Consider the following 22732-nt stretch of genomic DNA (forward strand, 5'->3'; position numbering starts at 1 on the left):
TCAGCTCGCGTACCCTGCATGTAACCTGCCGGGCGGTCTGTTGACGTAACATCGTTACATCACTGGACCATAGAACGTTACATGGGCATCGCCAAGCACCAGACCCTTTCTGCCGTGACCCAGCGCATCCGCGCGCGCAGCGAGCCGACACGACAGGCCTATCTCGGCCGGCTCGAACGGCTGGCTGAGCGTCGACCGGGTGTCGATCGCATGGGCTGCGCGAACGTGGCGCATGCGGTGGCCGCTATGCCGGCCCAGGACAAGCTGCGCATCGTCGCCGAGCGCGCGCCGAATATCGCCATCGTCAACGCCTACAACGACATGCTGTCGGCGCATCGGCCCTACGAGAGCTACCCAGCGCTGCTGCGCGACGAGGCGGCGCGTCACGGCGCCACCGTGCAGGTGGCTGGCGGGGTGCCGGCGATGTGCGACGGCGTCACCCAGGGCCAGCCGGGCATGGAGCTGAGCCTGTTCTCGCGCGACACCATTGCGATGGGCACGGCGGTTGCGCTCAGCCACGATGTGTTCGACGGCGCGCTGCTGCTGGGCATCTGCGACAAGATCGTCCCGGGGCTGCTGATCGGTGCGCTGCATTTCGGCCACCTGCCTTGCGTGTTCGTGCCGGCCGGTCCGATGGCGAGCGGTCTGTCCAACAGCGAGAAGGCCAGGGTGCGCGAGCTGCACGCTCAGGGCAAGGTGGGGCGCGATGAGCTGCTTGCTGCCGAGTCTGCCGCCTATCACGGCGCCGGCACCTGCACCTTCTACGGCACCGCCAACAGCAACCAGATGCTGCTTGAAGCCATGGGTCTGCATGTGCCGGGCAGCGCCTTCGTGCATCCGCAGGAGCCGCTGCGAGAGGCGCTGACGCGCGAGGCGCTGCGCCGGGTGCTGGCGATCCGTGCCCGCGGCGAGGCTTTCGCGCCTATAGGCCGCCTGGTGGACGAGCGGGCCATCGTCAATGCCATGGTCGCGCTGCTGGCCACCGGCGGTTCGACCAATCATCTGATCCACTGGGTGGCGGTGGCGCGCTCCGCGGGCATCTTGATCGACTGGAGCGACTTTGCCGAGCTCTCCGCAGCGACGCCGCTGCTGGCGCGCGTCTATCCCAACGGCAGCGCCGATGTGAACCAGTTCCAGGCTGCGGGCGGCCCGGCCTATGTGATCCGCGAACTGCTCGATGCCGGCCTGATGCACGAAGACGTGCTGACCGTCGGTGGCGGAAGCCTGCGCGACTATGCGCGCCTGCCGATGCTGCAGGCCGACGGCAGCCTCGCCTGGCAGTCGCTGCCGGAGCACAGCGGCGATGCCGGCGTGCTGCGGCCGGCGTCTTCGCCATTCAGCGCCAGCGGCGGGCTGGCCCTGCTGCAGGGCAATCTCGGACGCGCGGTGATCAAGGTCTCGGCGGTGCCGGAGGATCGCCATGTCGTCGAGGCGCCAGCGCGCATCTTCGATAGCCAGGAGGCCATGCTCGCGGCCTTTGCCGCCGGCGAGCTGGAGCGCGACGTCGTCGTCGTCGTGCGCTTCCAGGGCCCGCAGGCCAACGGCATGCCAGAGCTGCATAAGCTGACGCCGCCGCTGGGCGTGCTGCAGGGCAAGGGGTACCGCGTCGCGCTGCTCACCGACGGGCGCATGAGCGGCGCCTCCGGCAAGGTGCCGGCCGCGATCCACGTGACGCCGGAAGCGCTGGCCGGCGGACCGCTGGCGCGGCTGCGCGATGGCGATCTGGTGCGACTCGATGCAGCGCAAGGGCTGCTGCAGGCGCTGGTGCCCGATGCCGAGTGGCAGGCGCGCCCGGTAGCGCAAATCAGCGCCGCCGCCGTGGAGACCAACGGCCACGATCTCGGTCGCGAGCTGTTCGCCGGCATGCGCCGCAATGTGAGCAGCGCCGAAGCGGGCGCCGTCACCTGGCTGTGAGCCGGGTGCGATCCATCCCTACCAGCCACACCCCATCATGCAGACCGACACCCTCCAGCTCGCGGCCCATGGGCCGGTGATCCCCGTCATCGTGATCCAGCGGCTCGAAGATGCCGTGCCCATGGCCGAGGCGCTGCTTGCCGGTGGCGTGCGCGTGCTCGAAGTCACCCTGCGCACGCCGGTGGCACTGGCGGCGATCGAGGCGATCGCCCGCGCCTTGCCCGAGGCCATCGTCGGCGCAGGCACCTTGCGCAGTGCAGCCGATGCGCGCGCGGCCCGTGCCGCAGGCTGTCGCTTTGCCGTCAGCCCGGGTTTCACACCCACGCTGGCTGCGGCCTGCGAAGCGGAGCAGCTGGCGCTGCTGCCCGGCGTCTCGACGGCCAGCGAGGTGATGCAGGCCAACGATGCCGGTTACTTCTTCCTCAAGCTGTTCCCGGCCGTCGCGGTTGGCGGGCAGGGCCTGTTGAAATCGCTCGCGGGTCCGTTCCCGGACGTGAGCTTCTGCCCGACAGGCGGCATCACGCCGGAGAACGCGCCGCAGTTCCTGGCGCTGCCCAATGTGCGCGTCTGCGGCGGCTCCTGGCTGACGCCCCAGGACGCCGTCGACGCGCGCGACTGGGCGCGCATCACCGCATTGGCGCGCGCGGCCAGCGCCCTGAGACCTTAGCCCCGGGGCTTCAGGCCGCCTGCTTGGCGCGCCGGCGCAGGCTCACTGCGTCCGGCTGCGTGGCCGCGCTGCCGCGGTCCAGCTTGAACAGCGACACCGCGGATTCCACCTCCGCCGCCTGCTCGCTCAAGCGCTCGCTGGCGCTGGCGAGTTGTTCGACGAGGGCCGCGTTCTGCTGCGTGATCGATTCGATCTGCTGCACCGCGCTGTAGACCTGCGAGATGCCTGTCAGCTGCTCCTGCGTCGCGCGATCGATGCCGCCGATCATCTGGGTGAAGTTGGCCACCGCGCCCAGCGTGTCGTCGATGCTCTTGCGGGCGGCCTGGGTCTGCTGCGAACCGGCCTCAACCTGCTCGCCGGACTCGTTGATCAGCTGCTTGATTTCCTTGGCCGCTGTCGAACTGCGCTGCGCCAGCGCACGCACCTCGGAGGCGACGACCGCGAAACCGCGACCATGCTCGCCGGCGCGCGCCGATTCGACTGCCGCGTTGAGCGCGAGGATATTGGTCTGGAAGGCGATGCTCTCGATCAGCTGGATGATCTCGCCGATGCGGCGCGATGAGCCGGCAATCGCACCCATGGTGTCGGTGACGGTGTGCACCACATCGGCGCTGCGGCGCGACACCTGGCCGAGTTCGCCGGCCACGCTGGAGGCCTGCTGCGCCGTGTCCGCGGTGGACTGCACGGTCGCGGTGATCTGCTGCATGCTGGCGGCGGTCTGCTCCAGGCTGGCCGCCGTCTCCTGCGTGCGCTGCGCCAGGTCGGTATTGCCCTGGGCAATGTCCGCGCTGACGTTCTTCATGCGCTGCAACTCGGCTTGCGTGTCGCTGACCAGGGCGCGAACGTTGACTGCCAGTTGGCGCAAGGCGCTGGCCAGCTCCTCGCTGCGACCCAGGCCACCGCGGGTCTGCAGCTCGCGGCTCAGGTCGCCCGCAGCCAGCTGGTTGGCATAGGCCAGCACCCCGTCCAGCGCGGTGCCGTGGCGGCGCTGTGCCAGTGCTGCGGTCATGCCGGCCGCCGCAGCGACGATCAGGGCACCCCAGGCGAAGCCCAGCGTGCCCGCAGCCAGCGCGCCAATGCCGCCGAGCAGCGCGTAGCCCGGCCAGTAGGACCACCAGGGCAGGGCGCGACCCAGGCGCTGGAGCGTGCCCTTCAGTCCGGTCTGCAGCACCCTTCCTTCGCTGAGCCGGATGCGCAACTGGCCTTGCTTGGCCTCCTCGCGCATCACCGCGTAGAGCGTTTCGCTGGCCTTGATCTGTTCGCGTGTCGCCTCGGAGCGCACCGACAGGTAGGCATGCACCTGGCCATCCACCATCAGCGGTGTGACATTGGCGCGCACCCAGTAGTGGTCGCCATCCTTGCGCCGGTTCTTCACGAAGCCGGTCCAGGGCTTGCCGGCCTGCACCGTGGCCCAGAGGTCGCGGAAGGCTTCCTCCGGCATGTCGGGGTGGCGGATCAGGTTGTGCGGCTGCCCGAGCAACTCCTCGCGGCTGAAGCCACTGACCGCCACGAAGGCGGAATTGCAGTGCAGGATGCGACCCTTCAGGTCCGTGGTGGACACCAGGTTCTGGCCGCTAGGAAACGCAAACTCGCGTTGCGTGACTGGAACATTCGCTCGCATGGCGGTCTTAGCCCTCCTCGGCGATTCGGGCTGCTATTGTTTTGTGCAGCCTCCCTCGTCATGACTTCCCTCAATAGGAATCATTCTAAAAGCCGACTCCAGGCGGACTAACCCTAATAGAGTTAACTAGTTCACTGAATTGCCAGATTCAGCGCCGCCAGCACCGGCGCATGGTCGCTGGGGCGTTCGTTGCGGCGCGGCTGCTTGTCGATCTCGCAGGACTGCACCGTCGCTCGCAGTGCTTCGCTGACCAGGATGTGGTCGATGCGCAGGCCCTGGTTCTTGCGGAAGGCCAGGTTGCGGTAGTCCCACCAACTCCAGCTCTTGGGCGCCTGCTCGAAAAGCCGGAAGGCATCGACCAGGCCGATATCCAGCAGGGCGCGGAAGTGGGCGCGCTCCTCATCGGTGCAATGGATCTGCCCGGCCCAGGCGACCGGGTCGTGCACATCGCGGTCCTCGGGGGCGATGTTGAAGTCGCCCAGCAGCGCCAGGCGCGGGTGACGTTCCAGCTCTGCCTTCAACCAATCGCGCAAGGCCTCGATCCAAGCCATCTTGTATGCGAACTTGTCGCTGCCGGGCGCCTGGCCATTGGGGAAGTAGGTGTTGATGACCCGCAGCTCGCCGAAGGTGGCGGCGATCACGCGGGCCTGATCGTCGGCGAAGCCGGGGATGTTCTTGACCACATCCTGTGCGGGCTGGCGGCTGAGCAGGGCGACGCCGTTGTAAGTGCGCTGGCCAAACCACTGCACCTGATACCCCGCCGCCCCGATCTCCAGGGTGGGGAACTTGTCGTCGGTGAGCTTGGTCTCCTGCAAGGCCAGCACGTCCACCGGGTGCTCAGCCAGCCAGTCGAGCATCTGCGGCAGGCGCACGGCCAGCGAATTGACGTTCCAGGTGGCGATCCTCATCAAGCACTCTCCTCAAAGCCGCGCGTCGCGGCCATCTCCGCTCTGTCAGCGCACGCGCCGATAGCGAACGAAATCGAAGGCCGGCGCGCCCGCAGTGCCGACACGATCGGCCGGGCGGCCGGGCTGTCGAGACAGTTGCTCGAACTCGCCCGGCGCGCGTTCGGGGAAGAATGCGTCCGCCGGGTACTCGGCGTCGATCTCGGTCAGTTCAAGCAGATCGGCCCTAGGCAGGGCCTGGCGGTAGACCTGCTCGCCGCCCATCACGAACACGCGGGCCTCGTCGGCACAGGCGGCCAGCGCCGCTTCCAGGGAGGCGAACACCTCGGCGCCGTCGAGCTGCAGGCCCGGCTGGCGCGACAGCACGATGTTGCGGCGCTGCGGCAGCGGGCGGAAGCGCGGCGGAATCGAGTCCCAGGTCTTGCGCCCCATGATCACCGTATGCCCCAGGGTCAGCGCCTTGAAGTGCGCCATGTCCTCGGGCAGACGCACCAGCAACTCGTTGTCGCGGCCGATGGCGCCGCGCCGGTCCACCGCGGCGATGAGCACGAGCTCGCTCATGGCTGGCCCGCCGTCAGCGTGGCCTGGCGGCTGGGGGAGGAGGCAGGGCGGGTCACAGGCATGGTGCTTGTCCGGGTCGGGCGCCGCATTCTACGGACCTTCGATCCCTCCGGGCCGTCGCAACTGCAGGGCCGCTGGCCCGGCTGCCCTTGAGCTGGCTCAATCCGGCGGTGCTGGCCTGGGGCTATGTTTGTCAACTATTAGCGCTGGCGGCCCGTGAGGGCGCAGACTGCGCAGGAGACAACGGAGGACCGAGATGGCAACAAGTGCGAAAAGCCCAGGCGCGCCGAGTCGGGTGGCTGCCGCCGTACCGGCGGACGAGGAAACGCTCGTCGTCCCCATCGTCCAACGTCCAGACGGCTACTACTGGCAAAGCGTCGAAGGCCGACAGGAGTTCGGTCCCTTCGAGAGCTACGAGTTGGCGCGCGAGGCCCGCGATGCCGACAGCGAGGAGTCCATCGCCCCGGGCGAGACCCTGCACGCGGTCGAGGACGAGATCGGCATCGCCAGTTGGATCGATGCAGAAACCGGTGCTCCGGCCGAAGGTTCTTCTCCGCCGCATCTTCCCGAGGAATGATCGCGGCACGACGCTCATCTGCAGCGTCTGCATTCTGAGCTGTTCTCCATCCAGGCCACTGCCGCCGCCCGCGGCTGTAGCGACGCCTGAGTGCCAGCCCCGCCGGCGAGCTGGCGCCGAAGTACATCCGGCTGCGGCGAAGCACCGCAGCCACCGCGCCGGCCATTGCGTGCAAGGGAGTGGACATGGACAAGACACTCGGGCATTCGGCGGCATTTCCCCCGGGGGAATGGCGGGACAGCGTCGACAGCGACTTCGATGCGCTGGCCGATCAGCTGCAGCGCTGCCAGTCGGCGCAGGAGCATTGGAGCGGGCTGGGTGAGCGCCTGCAGTCCTATGCGGTGCCTCGCGTACTGACGCTGGTGGTGATCGGCGCGGCCGCACTGCTGCTTCTGCGGATCGTGCTGCTGTACTGAGCGCGGCATGGCCGGGCTTGTGAAGCGCGAGAGGGGGCGACAGGCGCCGCTGGCGCCCGGCCTGAGGCGCGAGGTCATCGCGCTGATCGATGCGCGCAACGGCGTGCTGGCGCAGCCGGTGCGCGGCCTGCTGTTCGGCGTCGAAGGCTTCCAGACGCACGGGGTTGCGCTGGCAAGGGCTCAAGCGATCGAACGCCGCCACCGCTGGTGGCGCCGCGCGCGGGCGCCGCTGTTCTTCCCGCGCATCGCGGCCAACCTGCACAGCCTGGAGCGCTCGCGCAGCTATCTGCAGCAGCTCGACCGCGAAGGCGATGTGCTCGGCCCGGCCGGCGAGTGGCTGCTCGACAACTTCCACCTGATCGAAGCGCAGGTGCCGGAAATCCGCAACGGCCTGCCCTATGGCTACTACCGTGCGCTGCCCAAGCTTCGCAGCGCGCCGCTGACCGGGCTGCCGCGCGTCTACGGCATCGCCTGGGCCTTCGTTGCGCATACCGATTCCAGCTTCGATGCGCGCCTGCTCGAGCAGTTCCTGCATGCCTACCAGAGCGTCGAGGTGCTGACGCTGGGCGAACTCTGGGCGGTGCCGGCCACGCTGCGTGCGGTGCTGCTGGAGAACCTGGCACGCCTGGCCGAAGCCGTGGCGGGGCATCGCGCAGCACAGGAAGCCGCCAACTGGTGCGCGGACCAGCCATCGCTCGAGTTGGCCGTGCTGGAGCGACTGCATGCGCAGCTGCGGCAGCGCGGGCTGGCCAGCAGCTTTCTTGCCCAGCTCACGCAGCGCGCACGCGGGCGCAGCCAGGATGAGGTGCCGCCCTGGACGCAATGGTTGGCCGCCCAGGTACCGGATGCGGATGCGCTGCTTGCCGAGGTGCAGGCCATGCATGCGGCCGACACGGTCAGCGTCAGCAACGCGGTCTCGGCGCTGTTCGCGATCAGCAAGCTGCACTGGAAGACGCTGATCGAGAGCGTCAGCCCGGTGCTGCGCACGCTGGAGCGCTCGCCCGCCTTCATCGCCGACAGCGACCTGACCCGCGACCAGTGCACTCACATGATCGAGCGCCTGGCGCGGCGGCTGCGCTGCAGCGAGACTGCCGTGGCCGAGCTGGCCGTGCAACTGGCCGAGAACGACCCGGCGGGACCGGCGCGCTGGCTGATCGGCGAGGCGCGCAGCGAACTGGTGCAGGCGCTGGGCCGCAACCCACGCCACCAGGAGGCGCTCGCACTGCGGATGCTTCGTCGTTCACGAGGCCTGCTCTATGCCGCGGCGCTGATGCTGGTGACGCTGGCCTTGCTCGGTCTCGTGCTCGGGCCGCCACAGCGCTGGCCGTGGCAGGCCTGGGTCAGCCTGCCCTTTGCGGCGATGGCAGCTTTCGAGTGCGCACTCGCTCTGGTCAACCGCATGCTTGCCGAGCTGACGCGGGTCCACCGCCTGCCGCGCCTGGCCCTGGCGGAGGGCTTGGCTGCAGAGCAGCGCAGCCTGGTCGTGATCCCCTGCATCCTGGGCTCGTCGGACGGTGTGCGCGCGCTGGCGGACCGGCTGGAGCAGCACTACCTGGCCAATCCCGAGCGGCACTGCGCCTTCGCCCTGCTCAGCGATGCGGCAGATGCACCGGTGGCGCACTCGGCAGCCGATGAGGCGCTGCTCGAGCAGGCCAGGGCGGCGATAGCGCGGCTGAACGAACGCCATGCCTCAGCCGGCGAGGCGCCGCGCTTCCTGCTGCTGCACCGCCAGCGGCGCTGGAGCGAGAGCGAAGGCGTGTGGATGGGCTGGGAGCGCAAGCGCGGCAAGCTGGAGCAGCTGCTCAAGGCGCTGTGTGGCGACGAGGACGGCGAGCCGCCGGTGCAGTTCGTCGACCTGGGACCGTTGAGCCGCCTGCCGGCGGGCGTGCGCTACCTCGTCACGCTGGACAGCGACACGGTGATGCCGCCGGGCAGCTTGCGCGCGATGGTGGCGATCGCCGCCCACCCGTTGAACCGTCCGCGACTCGACCCGGTGACGCGTCGCGTCGTCGCCGGCTACAGCATCCTGCAGCCGCGCATCGCCGCACCGCTGCCGCCGCGCGAGCGCATCACGCCCTTCGGCTGGCTGCTCTGCGGGCCCTGGGGAACCGATGCCTACAACAGCGGCAGCTCCGAGGTCTACCAGGATGTCTTCGGCCAGGGCAGCTTCAGCGGCAAGGGCCTGTTCGACGTGCGCGCCGCGCAGCAGGCGCTGCACGGGCGCTTTCCCGAAGGCAGCGTGCTGAGCCATGATCTGCTCGAGGGCATCTGGGCGCGCTCGGCCTATCTCAGCGACGTCACGCTGTTCGAGGCGGCGCCCATGCATGTGGACGTCGCCGCCTCGCGCGTGCACCGCTGGACGCGCGGCGACTGGCAGCTGCTGCCGCGACTGCCTGAGGCCTGGCGGGGGCGCGTGGGCCTGCTCAATCTGTGGAAGCTGGTCGACAACCTGCGTCGCTCGCTGCTGGCGCCGGCCTACCTGATGCTGATCTGGCTGGCCGGCATTCTCGATATGCCCAGTCCCGCCGCTGCGCTGCTGCTGGTGGCGGCGGCGATCGCCACCGGGCCTTTGGCCGCGGCGCTGGCCGGGCTGCTGCCCAGCCGGCGCGATCTGGCGTGGCGGCACTTCCTGATCGGCGGTCTGCTCGATCTGGGACGCGCCGCCGGTGGCGCCTTGTGGTTGCTGGCGACACTGCCGCAGCAGGCCGCGCTGCAGATCGACGCGATTGCCCGCGCGCTCTGGCGCATGCGCGTCAGCCGTCGCCTGCTGCTGCAGTGGATCACCGCCGACCAGGCCGAGGCGCAGGCCAGCCATGCCTTCGCCGCCTTCCTGCGCCACCACTGGGGCGCCAGCGCCTTGGCGCTGCTGGGATGCACCGGTGCGGCGCTGGCGGCAGTCCAGCTGGGCGGCACCGCCTCGGCCTGGCTGCTCGTGCTGGCCCTGCTGTGGCTGCCGCAGCCGGTCTATGCCTGGCTGGGCAGCCGTCCGCTCGGTGCCTGGCGCGCCGCGCAAGCGCTGCCCACGGAGGATCGCCGCTATCTGCACGAGATCGCCCGCGAGACCTGGAGCCTCTTCGCCAGCGCCGTCGGCCCTGACGACCACCACCTGCCGCCCGACAACCTGCAACTCGACCCCGAGCCAATGCTGGCGCACCGCACCTCGCCGACCAATATCGGCCTGTACCTGCTGGCTTGCGCCTGTGCGCAGCGCATGGGCTATATCGGGCGTAGCGAGCTCGCCGAACGCATCGAGCGCGCGCTGGATGCGCTGACGCAGCTGCCGCGCTACCGGGGCCATCTGTTCAACTGGATAGACACGGCCGCGCTCAAGCCGCTGCCGCCAGCCTATGTGTCCACCGTGGACAGCGGCAATCTCGCAGCCTTGCTCTGGTCTTGTGCGCAGGCCTGTCGCGAAATGGCCGATGCGCGGCCGGAGAGCGCGCCCGATGCCGAACCCTGGCAGGCGCGCATGCAGACGCTGGCACAGCGGCTCGACGGCTTTGCCGACGAGATGGACTTCAGCTTCCTCTACGACGACAAGCGCCGGCTTTTCCACATCGGCTACCGGCACGAGGACGACACGCTGGATGCCGGCTACTACGACCTGATGGCCTCAGAAGCGCTGCTGACCAGCTATGTGGCCTGCGCCAAGGGCGATGTACCGCTGGCGCACTGGTCGGCGCTGGGGCGGCCCTTCGTGCCTGCCGATGGCGGCGCGGCGCTGCTGTCCTGGTCGGGGTCGATGTTCGAGTACCTGATGCCCGGACTGCTGCTGAAGACGCCCGACGGTGGCCTGCTGCAGCAGGTGGCCAAGGCCGCCGTGTCGGCGCAGCGCGAATTCGGCGAGTCGCTGGGCCTGCCCTGGGGCGTGTCGGAATGCGCCTACTACGCGCAGGACAACACGCTGGCCTTCCAGTACGGCCCCTTCGGCGTGCCGCAGCTGGCGCTGCGCCGCACACCGCTGCAGGACCGCGTGATCGCCCCCTACGCGACCATGCTCGCGCTGCAGGTGGACGCGCCGGCGGCCCTGGCCAATCTGCGCGCGCTGGAGCAGCTCGGCGCGCGCGGCCCTCATGGCTTCATCGAGGCGCTGGACTTTAGCCCCGGTCGTGTCGGCGAGAGCGGCCAGTACCAGCGCGTGCTGACCTATATGGCACACCACCAGGGCATGAGCCTGCTGTCGCTGTGCAATGTGCTCTACGACGACGCGGTGCGCGGCTGGTTCGGCCGTGCCGCGCGGCCGCGCGCCTTCGGCACGCTGCTGCACGAGCGCATGCCACGCACCATCGTCTACCAGCCGCGCGGCGAGCCTCGCGCAGCGGTGCGTCCGGATGAGCCAGCGGCACGGCCGCTGATGCGGCTGGTCGACCTCGGGCTCGGTGCTGCGCAATGCCCGCCGCCGGCCGCGCAGCCCACTGCGATGCTGGGCAACGGTGCCTACAGCGTCTGGCTGCGCCCCAGCGGGGCTGGCCAGAGCCGCTGGCGCGGCCAGACGCTGACCCGCGCGCGCGACGATCTTTTGCGCGATGGTTACGGCCAATGGCTGCTGCTGCGCGCGGCGGGGGAAGGAGAGTTCCACTCGCTGACCGCATTGCCGAAGCCGCAGCCCCAAGGCCACTACCTCACCCGCGTTTTCGCCGACCATGTCGAGTTCGAGCTGCACTGCGCCGCCTGGGAATCGCGCCTGCAGGTCTGGGTCAGCCCGGACGATGACATCGAGTTGCGCAGCCTGACGCTGCACAACCTGGGCGAGCCGACGCTGGAGGTTGAGCTGCTCAGCTACTTCGAGGCCACGCTGGCGCCAGCGCGGGCCGACGAGGCGCATCCGGCTTTCTCCAACTTGTTCGTCCACGCGCGGCGCGCCGACCCGGGCTGCCTGCTGCTGCAGCGCCAGCCGCGCGGCCATGGCGAACGCGGCAGCTGGGTCGCGCATTTCCTCGCCAGCTGCGATGCCGAGCCCGAAGAACTGCAGTTGCACGCCGACCGCGCGCGGCTGCTGCCGCGTGGCGGCAGTCTGGTGGATCTGGCGCCACCCGGCCCGGCCGACGCGCCTGAGCCGGGACTGAGCACCGGGCTCGATCCGGTCGGCTCGCTGAGTCTGCGCCTGCGCCTGCCAGCACACGCGAAGCGCAGCATCACGCTGGCCACGGCGGCGGCCGAGGATCTCAATACCTTGCTCGCCATCGTCGACGAATACCGGCAGGACGTGCACCTGCAGCGCTGCCGCATGCTCGCCGCCACGCTGACGCGTATCCGCCACCGCGAGTGGCAGCTCGGCGCGGCCGAGTTGCATCTGCTGCAGGACCTGAGCACCGCGATCACGCACAACCGCTCGCGCCCGCACGCCGCACCGGCCGAGCTGCTGGACCGTCGCGCGCTGTGGCGCTTCGGCATCTCGGGCGACCGGCCGCTGGTGCTGCTGCGCATCGAGTCCGCGCAGGGCCTGCGTGTGCTGCGCACGCTGGTCGTCGCGCTGCGGCTGTGGGAGAGCAATGCGCTGGCCTGCGATCTGGTCGTCGTCAACGGCGAGGCGCAGTCCTACGCGATGCCGCTGCAGCGCGCGGTGACCGAGCTGCGCGACAGCATTGCACAGGCGCGCCATGCGCAAGCCGAGCGCGCCGGCATCCACCTGCTGCGCTGGGGCGACATCTCGTCGACCGAGTGGGCGGCGCTGCATGCCTGCGCGCGCATCGAGCTGCTGGCCGATGGCCGGCCACTGCAGAAACTGCTCGACGAAGCGCAGCTGCTGCCGCCGCCTGGCCGCCATGCGGCGCCACGGGCGCGTGTGGTGCCGGCGCTGGCGCGCAACGGCTTCGTCGAGCAGGGCGCCGCCTACCAGATCGACATCGATGCCGCGCATGCCACGCCGCGCCCCTGGGCCAATGTGCTGGCCAATGCCGGCTTCGGCTGCATCGTCACCGAATCGGGCGGCGGCTATAGCTGGGCGCTGAACAGCCGCATGAACCAGCTCACGCCCTGGAGCAACGATCCGCTGCTGGACCCGCCGGGCGAGCATTTCCTCGTCGAGGAACTGGGTAGCGGCACGATATTCGGCCTGCTGCCGAGCTGGAACCGCGCGCACATCGCCGCCTGCCAGGTGCGGCACAGCGCCGGGGCCAGCAGCTTCGTGCAGCGCATCGGCGAGCTGGCGGTGCAGACGCGCGTCAGCGTGGACCCCGAGCTGCCGGTCAAGGCGATCGAGTTCGAGCTCTGCAACGAGGGCGAGCGCGCGCTGCAGCTGCGCCTGCTGGGCATGGTCGAGTGGATCATGGGCAGCGAGCGGCGCGAGCGCATGACGCTGCAGACCGAGCACGTCGCCGAGCTGGGCCTGTGCCTGGCACGGCAGCTGGAGCATGCCGGCGGCTTCGGCAACGGCACGGCCTGGCTGATGCTAGACGGGCTGAAGGTACAGCAGTGGAGCTGCGCGCGTCAGGACTTCTTCGACAGCCTGGGCCGCCTGCAATGGCCCGAGCAGCTCGACGGCCAGGCCGGCTTCGCGATCGACCCCTGTGCCGCGCTGCAGGCCCTGCACGAGCTGGCCCCCGGCGCACGGCTGCGCGCGCGCTGGCTGATCGGCCATGGCAGCAACCGCGACGCAGCGCTGGCGCTGGCCCGGCAATGCCGCAGCCCGGCTCAGCTGGCCGAGCCCTGGCCGCAGGCACAGCGCGCGCAGGCTGCTTGGCAGCCGCTGCTGCAGGCCCTGCAGGTGCGCACGCCCGACCCGGCCTTCGATGCGCTGCTCAATCACTGGCTGCTCTACCAGACGGTGGCCTGCCGCCTGTGGGCGCGCGCCGGCTTCTACCAGGCCGGCGGCGCGATCGGCTTCCGCGACCAGCTGCAGGACGCGCTGGCGCTGGGCTATGCGCAGCCCGAGGCGCTGCGCGCGCAGCTGCTGCTGCATGCCTCGCGCCAGTTCGAGCTGGGCGATGTGCAGCACTGGTGGCATGTACCCGGCGGCGCCGGCGTGCGCACGCACATCTGCGACGACCTGCTCTGGCTGCCTTATGCGCTGACCCATTACCTGCGCCTCACCGGCGACACCGCGGTGCTGGACGAGCGCGTGCCCTTCCTCGATGGCGCCGCGCTGTCGCCCGAAGCGGAGGACGCCTACTTCGTCGCGCCGCCCAGCCTGCAGAGCGCCACGCTCTACGAGCATGCCGCGCGCACGCTGGACCAGGGCTTGCGCTTCGGTGCGCACGATCTGTCGCTGATCGGCGGCGGCGACTGGAACGACGGCATGAACCGGGTCGGTCATGGCGGCAAGGGCGAATCGGTGTGGCTGGGCTGGTTCCTGCTCTGCGTGCTGCGCGAGTTCCTGCCGCTGGCGCGCCGCCGCGGCGAAGCGCCCGAGCGGCTGCAGCGCTGGCGCGATGCGCGCCGACAGCTGTGGCGCGGCCTGGAGCAGAACGCCTGGGACGGCGCCTGGTTCCGCCGCGCCTTCTTCGACAACGGCAATCCGCTGGGGTCGAGTGCCAACAGCGAATGCCGCATCGACCTGATCGCGCAGGCCTGGAGCGTGTTCGCGCTGGGCCCGCAGCATCCGCGCGCCCGCGAAGCGATGGCCAGCGCCGACGCGCTGCTGGTCGAGCCGACCGCCGGCCTGCTGCGCCTGCTGCATCCGCCGCTGCGCGAGTCGGCCGACCACGCCGGCTACATCCAGGCCTACCCGCCCGGCGTGCGCGAGAACGGCGGCCAGTACACCCACGGCGCGGTGTGGGCGCTGCTGGCGCAGGCGCGGCTGGGCAATGCGCAGCGCGCCTGGGAGTACTTCTGCATGCTCAGCCCCGCGCACCGCGCGGCCACGGACGAGCAGCAGCTTCGTTATGCGATCGAGCCCTATGTGATGCCGGGCGACACCTATACCGCGCCGCCTTACATCGGCCGCGGCGGCTGGAGCTGGTACACCGGCTCGGCCGCCTGGCTCTACCGCGCGGCGGTCGAGGCGCTGCTGGGCCTGCAGCTGCGCGCGACCAGGCTGCGCCTCAAGCCCTGCCTGCCGCCACATTGGGATGCGGTGGGCTTGAGCCTGCGCCTGCACGACGGCAGGCAGATTCACGTGGAGCTGCGCCGCGACGCTGCCGCCGGTGCGCCAGCCGGCCAGCGCCGCCTGGCCGTCGGCGAATGGATCGAACTGGACGCGCTCGCCGATGGCGAGCGGCTGTGGGTCACGCTCGCCTGACGAGGCTCAGACTGCCACAGGCGCCTTGATCGCGGGGTGGTGCTGGTAGTCCAGCACCTCGAAGTCCTCGAGCTCATAGTCGAAGATCGACGCCGGCCGGCGCTTGATGTTCAGCGTCGGATAAGGGAAGGGCGCGCGCGCCAGCTGGGTCTGCACCTGCTCGACGTGGTTGCTGTAGATGTGGCAATCGCCGCCGGTCCAGATGAAGTCGCCCGCTTCCAGATCACACTGCTGCGCGAGCATGTGCGTCAGCAGCGCATAGCTGGCGATGTTGAAGGGCACGCCCAGGAAGATGTCGGCGCTGCGCTGGTAGAGCTGGCAGGAGAGGCGCCCATCGGCGACATAGAACTGGAAGAAGGCGTGGCAGGGCATCAGCGCCATCTTGTCCAGCTCGGCCACGTTCCAGGCGCTGACGATGATGCGCCGGCTGTCCGGGTTGGTCTTGAGGGTCTTAACCACCTCGGCGATCTGGTCGATGTGACCACCGTCCGGCTTGGGCCAGCTGCGCCACTGCACGCCGTAGACCGGGCCCAGCTCGCCATCCGGCCGCGCCCACTCGTCCCAGATCGTGCAGCCGCGCTCCTGCAGCCATTTGACATTGCTGTCGCCACGCAGGAACCACAGCAGTTCCAGGATGATGCTCTTCAGGTGCACCTTCTTGGTGGTGACCAGCGGAAAGCCCTCGCGCAGGTCGAAACGCATCTGGTGGCCGAACACGCTGGTCGTGCCGGTGCCGGTGCGGTCACCCTTTTGCACGCCGTGCTCGAACACATGGCGCATGAAGTCTTCGTACTGGCTGCGAGTGGGGCGGGTGCTCATGGCGGGCGATTTTAGGGGCTGCAATGGCGTGCCCCGGCAGGCCCAGCGGGGCACGGATGCCCGCTCGCAGTGGCGCAGCGTCCGGTTGCTCGTCATCGGCGTTTGCGACATCTTCCGGCGAGCGCTCCAGCGAGGGCTTGCTCGAGGGCGGCTTGCACTCGCGCGCAATGGTTCGCGGCGGCCGATGCAGGTCTTGCCCTCTCGCACTCCTGGCACCAGTCAGAATTGCCCGACCGGCAGTCGGATGATGAGGGGACGCAAGTTGAGCAGTACCGATACAGCGATCAGTCAGGAAGACCAGGCAGCGCTTGTCTTCGCCATTGATTGCCTGACGACCGAGAGCTTCGTCGTCAAGGCGGCCGGAGCTGTGGGAAGTGTCATTGCACAGCCTGGCAAGGCCATGCCCAAGTGGGCCAAGGCCTGGGTTCTCGACTTTGCCCACACGGCAATCAAGGCCAGCATGGTTGGCGCGTCCGCCACGATGCGCGACGGTCCGGGAACGCCGGCGTCGACAAAAACCCATAAGGCCCTGACGGCCGTGTCTGGCGCAGCGGGCGGCATGTTCGGTCTGGCCGGTGCCGCGGTGGAGGTTCCGATCACGACCACGCTCACGCTGCGCGCGATCGCCGATATCGCCAGAAGCGAGGGCTTCGACGTCAAGGACCCCGCGGTGCGAGTCGAGTGCGCCACCGTTCTTTCCATGGGCAGCGACAGCCCTGGCGATGACGAGGCTCTTGAGGGCTACTTTTCGTCGCGCAGCGCGCTCGCCCACATCGCCGCGAAAGCGTCAGAAGAAATCGCGAAAGCCGCCGCGAAGGCGGGTTTCAAGGGGCTCTCGACGGATGCCGCGGGAAGCTGGGTGGCCAAGCTGATCGTGAAGATTCTCGAGAGGTTCGGGATCCCGCTCAGCTCGAAGATCGCTGCAGGCGCAGTGCCCGTCATCAGCGCGGTGTCCGCCGCCACCTTGAACACGCTGTTCACCGACTACTACCAGACCATCGCGCGCGGCCACTTCATCACCCGCAGGCTGGAGAACAAGTATGGCCATGAGGCGGTTCATGCGGCGATGCAGACCATTGTTGATGAGCGCCGTAAACCAATGAGCCTGTCCGACACGGTGCGTAGCGCCGCTGGCTCCAGGCGGCGCAGCGCTTGATCGTCAGTCGGTGGGGCGTCTCGTCCTTGCCTGCGGACGAGTGCAATTCCCCCCGCTAAGCCCTCCCACAATGCCAGCCGCAGCCCCGGCCTCGCGGCTTCGCAAGGCCTGCCCCGGCAAGCACCGACCATGACTGCCTGCATCGGCCTGGGCGATCAGCGCCTGGCTGGGCAATCGCGCACGAGCAATGTCGCCAGCAGTTGCGCCTGCGTTGCATCTGTCCAGCGTGGCGCCTCGAGCAGCGTCGCATGAAGCGCAGCATCCTTGATGGCACTGTCGTAGAGCCTGACGTCAAAGGACGCATCGGTTTCATCGTGCACCACCCGTACCGACATGGCCGGCTGAAGGGCGACAGATTGCGCTGTCTTGCGAGCCCCTGAGCGCTTGTGGGCAATTCTCAAGTGGCAGTCGTCTGACAGCTCGAAACGCCAGCGTCGCTCGGGATGACTCTCCTTGCCGAGCGCGTTGAGTGCGACAAGCCGTTCTTCGTTGCTCATGTCGAAAGGGCTGACGAGCTCGGCGCTCTCGCCTGGATAGCCGTCACTGCAGCCGCTCGCCATAGCAATGCAGAGCACGGCTATGCACAACGAGTGCAGACGACGCGGCAACCTGGCCGAGCTGCGCTCAGTCCGTGCTTCCATCATCGGCCCTCGCTTGAATGCGGTTCGCCAAGACCTTGTCAATCGTCTTGCCGTCCATGTCGACGATCTCGAAGCGCCAGCCTTCCCACTCGACCGAATCGGCAACCTTGGGAAGACGGCCGGTGAGCAACATCATCATTCCGCTCAGGGTGTGATAGCGGCCGCGTTCCTCTTCGGGAACGGCATCAAGCTCCAGCCTATCCTTCAACTCGGGCACCGGAATGTGGCCATCCAATAGCCATGAGCCATCCGGTCGCCTGACTGCCCATGCGGACGCCGGGTCGCGAGGCTGGAACTCACCGGTGATCGCTTCGATCAGGTCCTGCAGGGTGACCAAGCCCTGCACCTCGCCATACTCATCGATCACGAATGCCATGTGGACATCCGAAGAACGGAAGTTGTCCAACAGCTCCATGCCTGTGAGTGTCTCAGGCACATACAGAGGCGCCTGCAGGTGCTCGTCCAGACGGGACTGCCCAGTCTTGACCAGCTGTGACAGCAGCTGCCGGGTGTTGGCCACGCCCACGATGTCATGCAAGCCGCCGCGCACGACAGGAAAGCGAGCATGGTCCGAGGCCTCGATGCGCGCAAGGTTGTCGGACAGCGGCAGGTTCAGATCAAGGCAGACCACATCGCTGCGCGGCACCATCAAGGACGAAATCTGCCTGTCATCGAGCCGAAAGACATTGCGCACCATGGTGTGCTCATGGGATTCGATGACGCCCGCGCTCGTGCCCTCAGCCAGAACGGCGTGGATTTCTTCCTCCGTGACGTTGAAGCTGCTGGTTTCCTTGACACCGAGCAGGCGCAGCAAGGCGTTGGTGGAACCGGAGAGCAGCCTGACAAACGGCTTGGTGGCAACGGCCAGTGCGGAGATAGGCTTGGCAACAAGGCGAGCGACACGCTCGGGGTTCGACTGCCCGAGCCGCTTGGGAACCAGTTCGCCCAGAACGATCGAGAAGTAGGTGATCAGCACCACCACCAGTCCGGTGGCCAGGGCACTGGAATACTCCGGCCCGATACCCAGGCTGGTCAACCAGCTCGCCAGCGGACCCGCCAACGCAGCCTCACCGACGATGCCGTTGAGCACGCCGATCGAGGTGATGCCGATCTGGATGGTGGACAGGAATCGGGTCGGGTCCTCGCCGAGCTTCACTGCGGCGGCAGCTGCGCTGTCTCCTTCGTCGATGAGCTTTTGCAGGCGGGCACGCCGCGCCGTGACCAGGCCGATTTCCGACATGGCGAACAGGCCGTTGATGAGGATGAGAGCAAAGAGTAAGGCGATTTCCATGAGAGTCTTTGTGATGGGCGGAGTAAGCCCCCTGCGTCTGTCTTTGGGAGCTTGGCGCGATTGCTGCTGCGATTGCCGACTCCTTGCGTCCGGCCTGCGGCGCTTCGGTCGCAAATGCGCAGGCACGGCTCAGCCGGCGAAGCCGACTGGCTCTGTTTTGACTGAAAGAGGGGTCGACCAGGACCGATTGGCGCGGTCGACAGCAGCTGCGGTCAGTGACTGCGCGTGGCGGTGCTTGGAGGTCTTAATGGCTGATGGAGCCATGCATCGGGTGCACAGGCGTGCCGACCCTGCGTTGAACCGCTCAGCGAGCGAGAGGCCCCAAAGGATCGGGCGGGGGAGACGCAGTGATCGAGCATGTCGTCCGAGGTGTCGCCCAGTTCCGCGATCAGACTCTCCACGACGCCAGTCGGCGAGTCACTGGAGTCGGGCGCTTGCACGCCCAGCTGCGATGCAGAGACTTGCTCTGTTGCGCTGGAAAACGCAGCCTCAGCTCTGACGGAAGCCAGAAAGTAGGCAGGAATCAGCACCAGCGCGATCAGCAGTCGGACCCAGGTTGACATGCATGGATTCTATCGACGCGACGGGTCGGCCAAGGCTTGGCGCCCCTGCTTGCGAGCGACGCCCCTGGCCGGCTGCGGCGATCAGGCGTGCCGCGTGCAACTGATACGGGATTTTTACGCCGGCTGTGCGACAACCCGGCGCGGTACATCTGTGCTCGTCGTGGCAAGCTCCGAGTGGCTCTCCTCAATACCAAGCAACTCCCTCTAGACCGCATCCTGCTCGGGCAGCGCATCCCCTCAGAGCAGGCGCTGTTCTCCGTGGTGGCCGAGGCCCTGGCCGGCGACAACACGCTGATGTCCGAGCGGATACGGGACCGGCTCGCGAGGCGTCACTCCCGGCGTTCCGTCGGGCTGGGCGCCGGCGTGGCGCTGCCGCACGCTGCGATCCCGGCGCTGCCGGCGACGCGCGCCGTCTTCGTTCGTTCGCTGGTGCCGATTCCCATGGCCGCGCCGGACGAGGCGGGCATCACCGATGTTCTCGCGCTCGTGGTGCCGCCGCCGGGGCTGGCGGCAGACTACGATCTGCTGATGTCTCTGTCCGCCTTTCTCCTACGTGCCGACCAACGCGCTGCGCTCCAGCGCGCGCGCAGTCCTGCAGAGATCCAAGCCCTGCTGAGCCGCGAGGCCTGAGCATGGCAGGTGCAGCGCATCTATTGCTGGCCATCACTGCCGATGGCAGCGCCTCGGCGCTGGTGGAGCACGGCCACCGGCTCAGCCGCAGCCTGGGGGCCAGCTGGTCAGTGGTGGCCATCGACACGCCCGCTGACGAGAGCCGGCCGCAGGCGCTTCGCGCCGCTTTTCTCCAGGCACTGGATCGCGCACAGCAGCTGGGGGCTACCGTCACGCGGATCAGCACTGGCAGCAACACCCCCAGTGCCGTGGTGTCCTCGCTGGTGCATCGTGCAGTCAGCGAGCAAGCGACGGACCTGCTGCTCGGTCAGCAGGGCCGTTCTGCACGCCCGTGGTCGCAGGCACGACGCGGCCTCAGCGACTTCACCGAGAGCCTGTCGCACCTTCTGCCAGGCGTGACCGTCCATCTGGTCTGCCAGCCGCAGGCACCTATCGCGGCCCGCCCGACCGGGCCGGGTCGGCGCTGGAGCTGGCACCTGCTGCGTGACGCGCCCGGGGTGCTTGCGGTCCTGGGCGTCTGCACCATCGCAGGGGCCCTGCTCGAACGCCACCTCCATCCCACCAATATCGTCATGCTCTACCTGACCGGGGTGGTCTATGTCGCGTCCAAGTCCGGACGGGGGCCCGCGGTGGCCGCAGTGCTGGGCAGCATCTTCCTGTACGACCTGATCTTCGTTCAGCCCCGGTGGTCGCTGAAGCCGACAGAACCGCATCATTGGCTCGGCTTCCTGGTGATGACGGTCGTCGGGCTGATCATCGGGCAGCTGGCCGCGCGGATGCGCGAGCAGGCCCTGCTCGCCGAGGCGCGCGCGCAGCGCTCACAAGCCCTGAATCAACTCTCGCTGGCACTGGGTCGTGCCCGTGACCGGGAAACAGTGACGCAGGCCCTGTGCAGCGCCATCCATGCCGCCGTCGGTGCCCGGGCGCAGCTGCTGTCCGTCGCAAGCTCCGGCGCGGAGCTGCTGGAAGGGCAGCGCGGGCCGGATGGCTTCGATCCGCAGTGGGCCCATCGGGCGCTGGCCGCCAAGACCGAGGTCGGCAGCGGCACGGCGACCGGCTGCGAGCAGCCCTTGCGCTATCTGCCGCTGATTGCGGGCGACACGGCGTTCGGTCTGCTCGTGCTCGAGGCACCGTCGCCGGACAGGGACAGTCTGGAGGACCAGCATCTGGTACGCGCGCTCGCGAACCAGGCGGCGATCGCGCTCGAACGCGCGGCCCTGGAGCAGCGCAGCATCGAGGCTGCGGTCGAAGCCGAGGGCGAGCGTACCCGGAACACCCTGCTTGCGGGCATCTCGCATGACTTCCGCACGCCGCTGACCACCATCGTCGGCAGTGCCACGATGCTGCTGGAGCAGTCGCACGCCATCGACGAGCAAGGCCGCATGGCGCTGCTGCGCAACCTGCTGGAGGAGGCACAGCGTCTGCATGTGCTCAGCAGCAATCTGCTGGATCTCACCAGGCTGGACGAGGGCGCGATCCCGCTGCGCCCGGAATGGTGCCCGGCCGAGGAGCTGATCGACGTGGCGCTTCGCCAGATGGAGCCGCGCTTGCAGGGACGCCGGCTGGCGGTCTCTTCGCCGGCTGACGCGCTCGTCTGGTGCGACGCACGGCTCATCGATCAGGTGCTGGTCAACCTGCTGGACAACGCGATCCGGCATGCGCCGGCGCACAGCACGATCACGCTGACCATCGAAGTCAGCGAGGCGCACTGGCGCCTGATCGTCCACGACGAGGGCCCCGGCATCCCTGCTGGGCACGAGCAAGCGATCTTTCGCAAGTTCTATCGTGCGGCAGGCGAGACGGAGTCGATGGGCACCGGGCTCGGCTTGGCCATCTGCGCGGCGATCGCCGCGCTGCACGATGGCGAGATCTCGGCCGCGAACGCAAACGGGGCCAGCTTCATCATGCAGCTGCCGCAGCCCGCCCTGCCGCAGATGGAAGCGGGGGAGCTGGGATGAGCGGCAGCCGGACCGAGGCAGCGCAGATCCTCGTGGTCGAGGATGAGGCGCCGATCCGCCAGTTGCTGCGCACCACGCTCGAGGCCGAAGGGCACGTCGTGCACGAGGCCCAGGATGCGCGACAAGGCCGCACGCTGGCCGGCAATCGCAGGATCGATCTCTACCTGATCGATCTGGGCCTGCCCGATGCCGACGGCCTGACGCTGATCCGGCACCTGCGCAGCTGGACGCAGCGGCCCATCCTGGTCTTGTCGGCGCGCACCGAGGAGCAGCAGAAGGTCCAGGCGCTGGACGCCGGCGCCGACGATTTCGTGACCAAGCCCTTCGGCGTGGCCGAGCTGCATGCGCGGCTGCGGGTGGCCCTGCGCCATGCGCGACAAACCGGGCATAGCGGCGCGTCCACGCTCAGGCTTGGACGCTGCCACATTGATCTCGGCGCGAAGACCCTGCACATCGACAGTGCGCCCGCCAGGCTGACGGCGACGCAGTGGCGCCTGCTCGAGGTGTTGTGCCGGCATGCCGGCCGCGTGGTCACTTCCCAGCATCTGCTGCGGGAGGTATGGGGCCCCGGGCATGGGGACCACGCGCACTACCTGCGCATCTATGTGCGCCAGCTTCGCCAGCGGCTGGAGGCTGACCCGGCGCATCCGGTCTACCTGATTACCGAGACGGGCATCGGCTACCGCTTGAGCGTGGACCCGGAACCCGCGGACTGATCGATCGGATCTGCCCGCGCAGCGCGGGCTGCCAAGTTATACGAGGCGTTTGCAGCGCGACGACTAAGCTGCGCCGCGCGTGAGTTCGACCCTTCGGCCGGGCCGCGTCTGTGCCGGA

At 68.7% G+C, this 22732-nt stretch carries 15 protein-coding genes; 9 read left to right on the plus strand and 6 right to left on the minus strand.

Features of this window, described 5'->3' with window-relative positions; translation table 11 throughout:
* The first annotated feature begins 81 nt into the window (after nt 1-81).
* The gene (gene edd / locus AC2EBS_RS04365; RefSeq protein ID WP_484727144.1) at nt 82-1914 is read left to right on the plus strand and encodes a phosphogluconate dehydratase; all 1833 of its coding nucleotides are present in this window, start codon (nt 82-84) and stop codon (nt 1912-1914) included.
* 37 nt (nt 1915-1951) lie between these two features.
* Nucleotides 1952-2581, plus strand: coding sequence for a bifunctional 4-hydroxy-2-oxoglutarate aldolase/2-dehydro-3-deoxy-phosphogluconate aldolase (eda, locus tag AC2EBS_RS04370; RefSeq protein ID WP_484727145.1), 630 nt, complete (start codon nt 1952-1954; stop codon nt 2579-2581).
* A gap of 10 nt (nt 2582-2591) precedes the next feature.
* Here the strand turns inward: eda and AC2EBS_RS04375 are convergent, their stop codons facing one another.
* The 3 genes from AC2EBS_RS04375 to AC2EBS_RS04385 form a co-directional block, all read right to left on the minus strand.
* The gene (locus AC2EBS_RS04375; RefSeq protein ID WP_484727146.1) at nt 2592-4202 is read right to left on the minus strand and encodes a methyl-accepting chemotaxis protein; all 1611 of its coding nucleotides are present in this window, start codon (nt 4200-4202) and stop codon (nt 2592-2594) included.
* A gap of 131 nt (nt 4203-4333) precedes the next feature.
* Nucleotides 4334-5110 carry an exodeoxyribonuclease III gene (locus AC2EBS_RS04380; protein ID WP_484727147.1) on the minus strand — a complete coding sequence of 259 codons (777 nt, stop codon included), beginning with the start codon at nt 5108-5110 and terminating at the stop codon, nt 4334-4336.
* A 45-nt stretch (nt 5111-5155) separates the two neighbouring features.
* Nucleotides 5156-5668, minus strand: a complete 513-nt coding sequence (locus tag AC2EBS_RS04385) for a dihydrofolate reductase (RefSeq protein WP_484727148.1) — start codon at nt 5666-5668, stop codon at nt 5156-5158.
* A gap of 256 nt (nt 5669-5924) precedes the next feature.
* Here AC2EBS_RS04385 and AC2EBS_RS04390 point away from each other — a divergent pair, with 256 nt between their 5' ends.
* The 3 genes from AC2EBS_RS04390 to AC2EBS_RS04400 all read left to right on the plus strand — a co-directional run bounded on the left by AC2EBS_RS04390 (nt 5925) and on the right by AC2EBS_RS04400 (nt 14840).
* A complete protein-coding gene (locus AC2EBS_RS04390; RefSeq protein ID WP_484727149.1) occupies nt 5925-6245 on the plus strand; it encodes a hypothetical protein in 321 nt (106 codons plus the stop codon).
* 185 nt (nt 6246-6430) lie between these two features.
* The gene (locus tag AC2EBS_RS04395; protein ID WP_484727150.1) at nt 6431-6661 is read left to right on the plus strand and encodes a hypothetical protein; all 231 of its coding nucleotides are present in this window, start codon (nt 6431-6433) and stop codon (nt 6659-6661) included.
* Between the two features lie 7 nt (nt 6662-6668).
* On the plus strand, nt 6669-14840 hold the full coding sequence (locus AC2EBS_RS04400) for a GH36-type glycosyl hydrolase domain-containing protein (protein ID WP_484727151.1): 8172 nt from the start codon (nt 6669-6671) through the stop codon (nt 14838-14840).
* A 6-nt stretch (nt 14841-14846) separates the two neighbouring features.
* Here the strand turns inward: AC2EBS_RS04400 and AC2EBS_RS04405 are convergent, their stop codons facing one another.
* Nucleotides 14847-15659 (minus strand): thymidylate synthase, encoded by an 813-nt coding sequence (locus tag AC2EBS_RS04405; RefSeq protein ID WP_484727152.1) that lies wholly within the window; start codon nt 15657-15659, stop codon nt 14847-14849.
* Nucleotides 15660-15921: 262 nt separating this feature from the next.
* Here AC2EBS_RS04405 and AC2EBS_RS04410 point away from each other — a divergent pair, with 262 nt between their 5' ends.
* Nucleotides 15922-16815: an EcsC family protein gene (locus AC2EBS_RS04410; protein ID WP_484727153.1), complete on the plus strand. Its 894-nt coding sequence runs from the start codon at nt 15922-15924 to the stop codon at nt 16813-16815.
* Nucleotides 16816-16970: 155 nt separating this feature from the next.
* Here AC2EBS_RS04410 and AC2EBS_RS04415 read toward each other — a convergent pair whose 3' ends face one another.
* Both AC2EBS_RS04415 and AC2EBS_RS04420 read right to left on the minus strand, forming a co-directional pair.
* Nucleotides 16971-17312 carry a hypothetical protein gene (locus AC2EBS_RS04415; RefSeq protein WP_484727154.1) on the minus strand — a complete coding sequence of 114 codons (342 nt, stop codon included), beginning with the start codon at nt 17310-17312 and terminating at the stop codon, nt 16971-16973.
* 127 nt (nt 17313-17439) lie between these two features.
* Complete coding sequence (locus AC2EBS_RS04420) at nt 17440-18747, minus strand: hemolysin family protein (RefSeq protein WP_484727155.1); 1308 nt, start codon at nt 18745-18747, stop codon at nt 17440-17442.
* A 737-nt stretch (nt 18748-19484) separates the two neighbouring features.
* On the opposite strand from AC2EBS_RS04420, the gene AC2EBS_RS04425 reads away from it, so the two are divergent.
* The 3 genes from AC2EBS_RS04425 to AC2EBS_RS04435 are packed head-to-tail and all read left to right on the plus strand — an operon-like array spanning nt 19485 to nt 22614.
* The gene (locus tag AC2EBS_RS04425; protein ID WP_484727156.1) at nt 19485-19940 is read left to right on the plus strand and encodes a PTS sugar transporter subunit IIA; all 456 of its coding nucleotides are present in this window, start codon (nt 19485-19487) and stop codon (nt 19938-19940) included.
* Nucleotides 19941-19942: 2 nt separating this feature from the next.
* Nucleotides 19943-21898, plus strand: a complete 1956-nt coding sequence (locus AC2EBS_RS04430; protein WP_484727157.1) for a DUF4118 domain-containing protein — start codon at nt 19943-19945, stop codon at nt 21896-21898.
* Nucleotides 21895-22614 carry a response regulator gene (locus AC2EBS_RS04435; RefSeq protein ID WP_484727158.1) on the plus strand — a complete coding sequence of 240 codons (720 nt, stop codon included), beginning with the start codon at nt 21895-21897 and terminating at the stop codon, nt 22612-22614. The genes AC2EBS_RS04430 and AC2EBS_RS04435 overlap by 4 nt, the downstream gene beginning before the upstream one ends.
* The last annotated feature ends 118 nt before the right edge of the window (nt 22615-22732 follow it).

This window comes from Roseateles sp. T103, assembly GCF_057219915.1.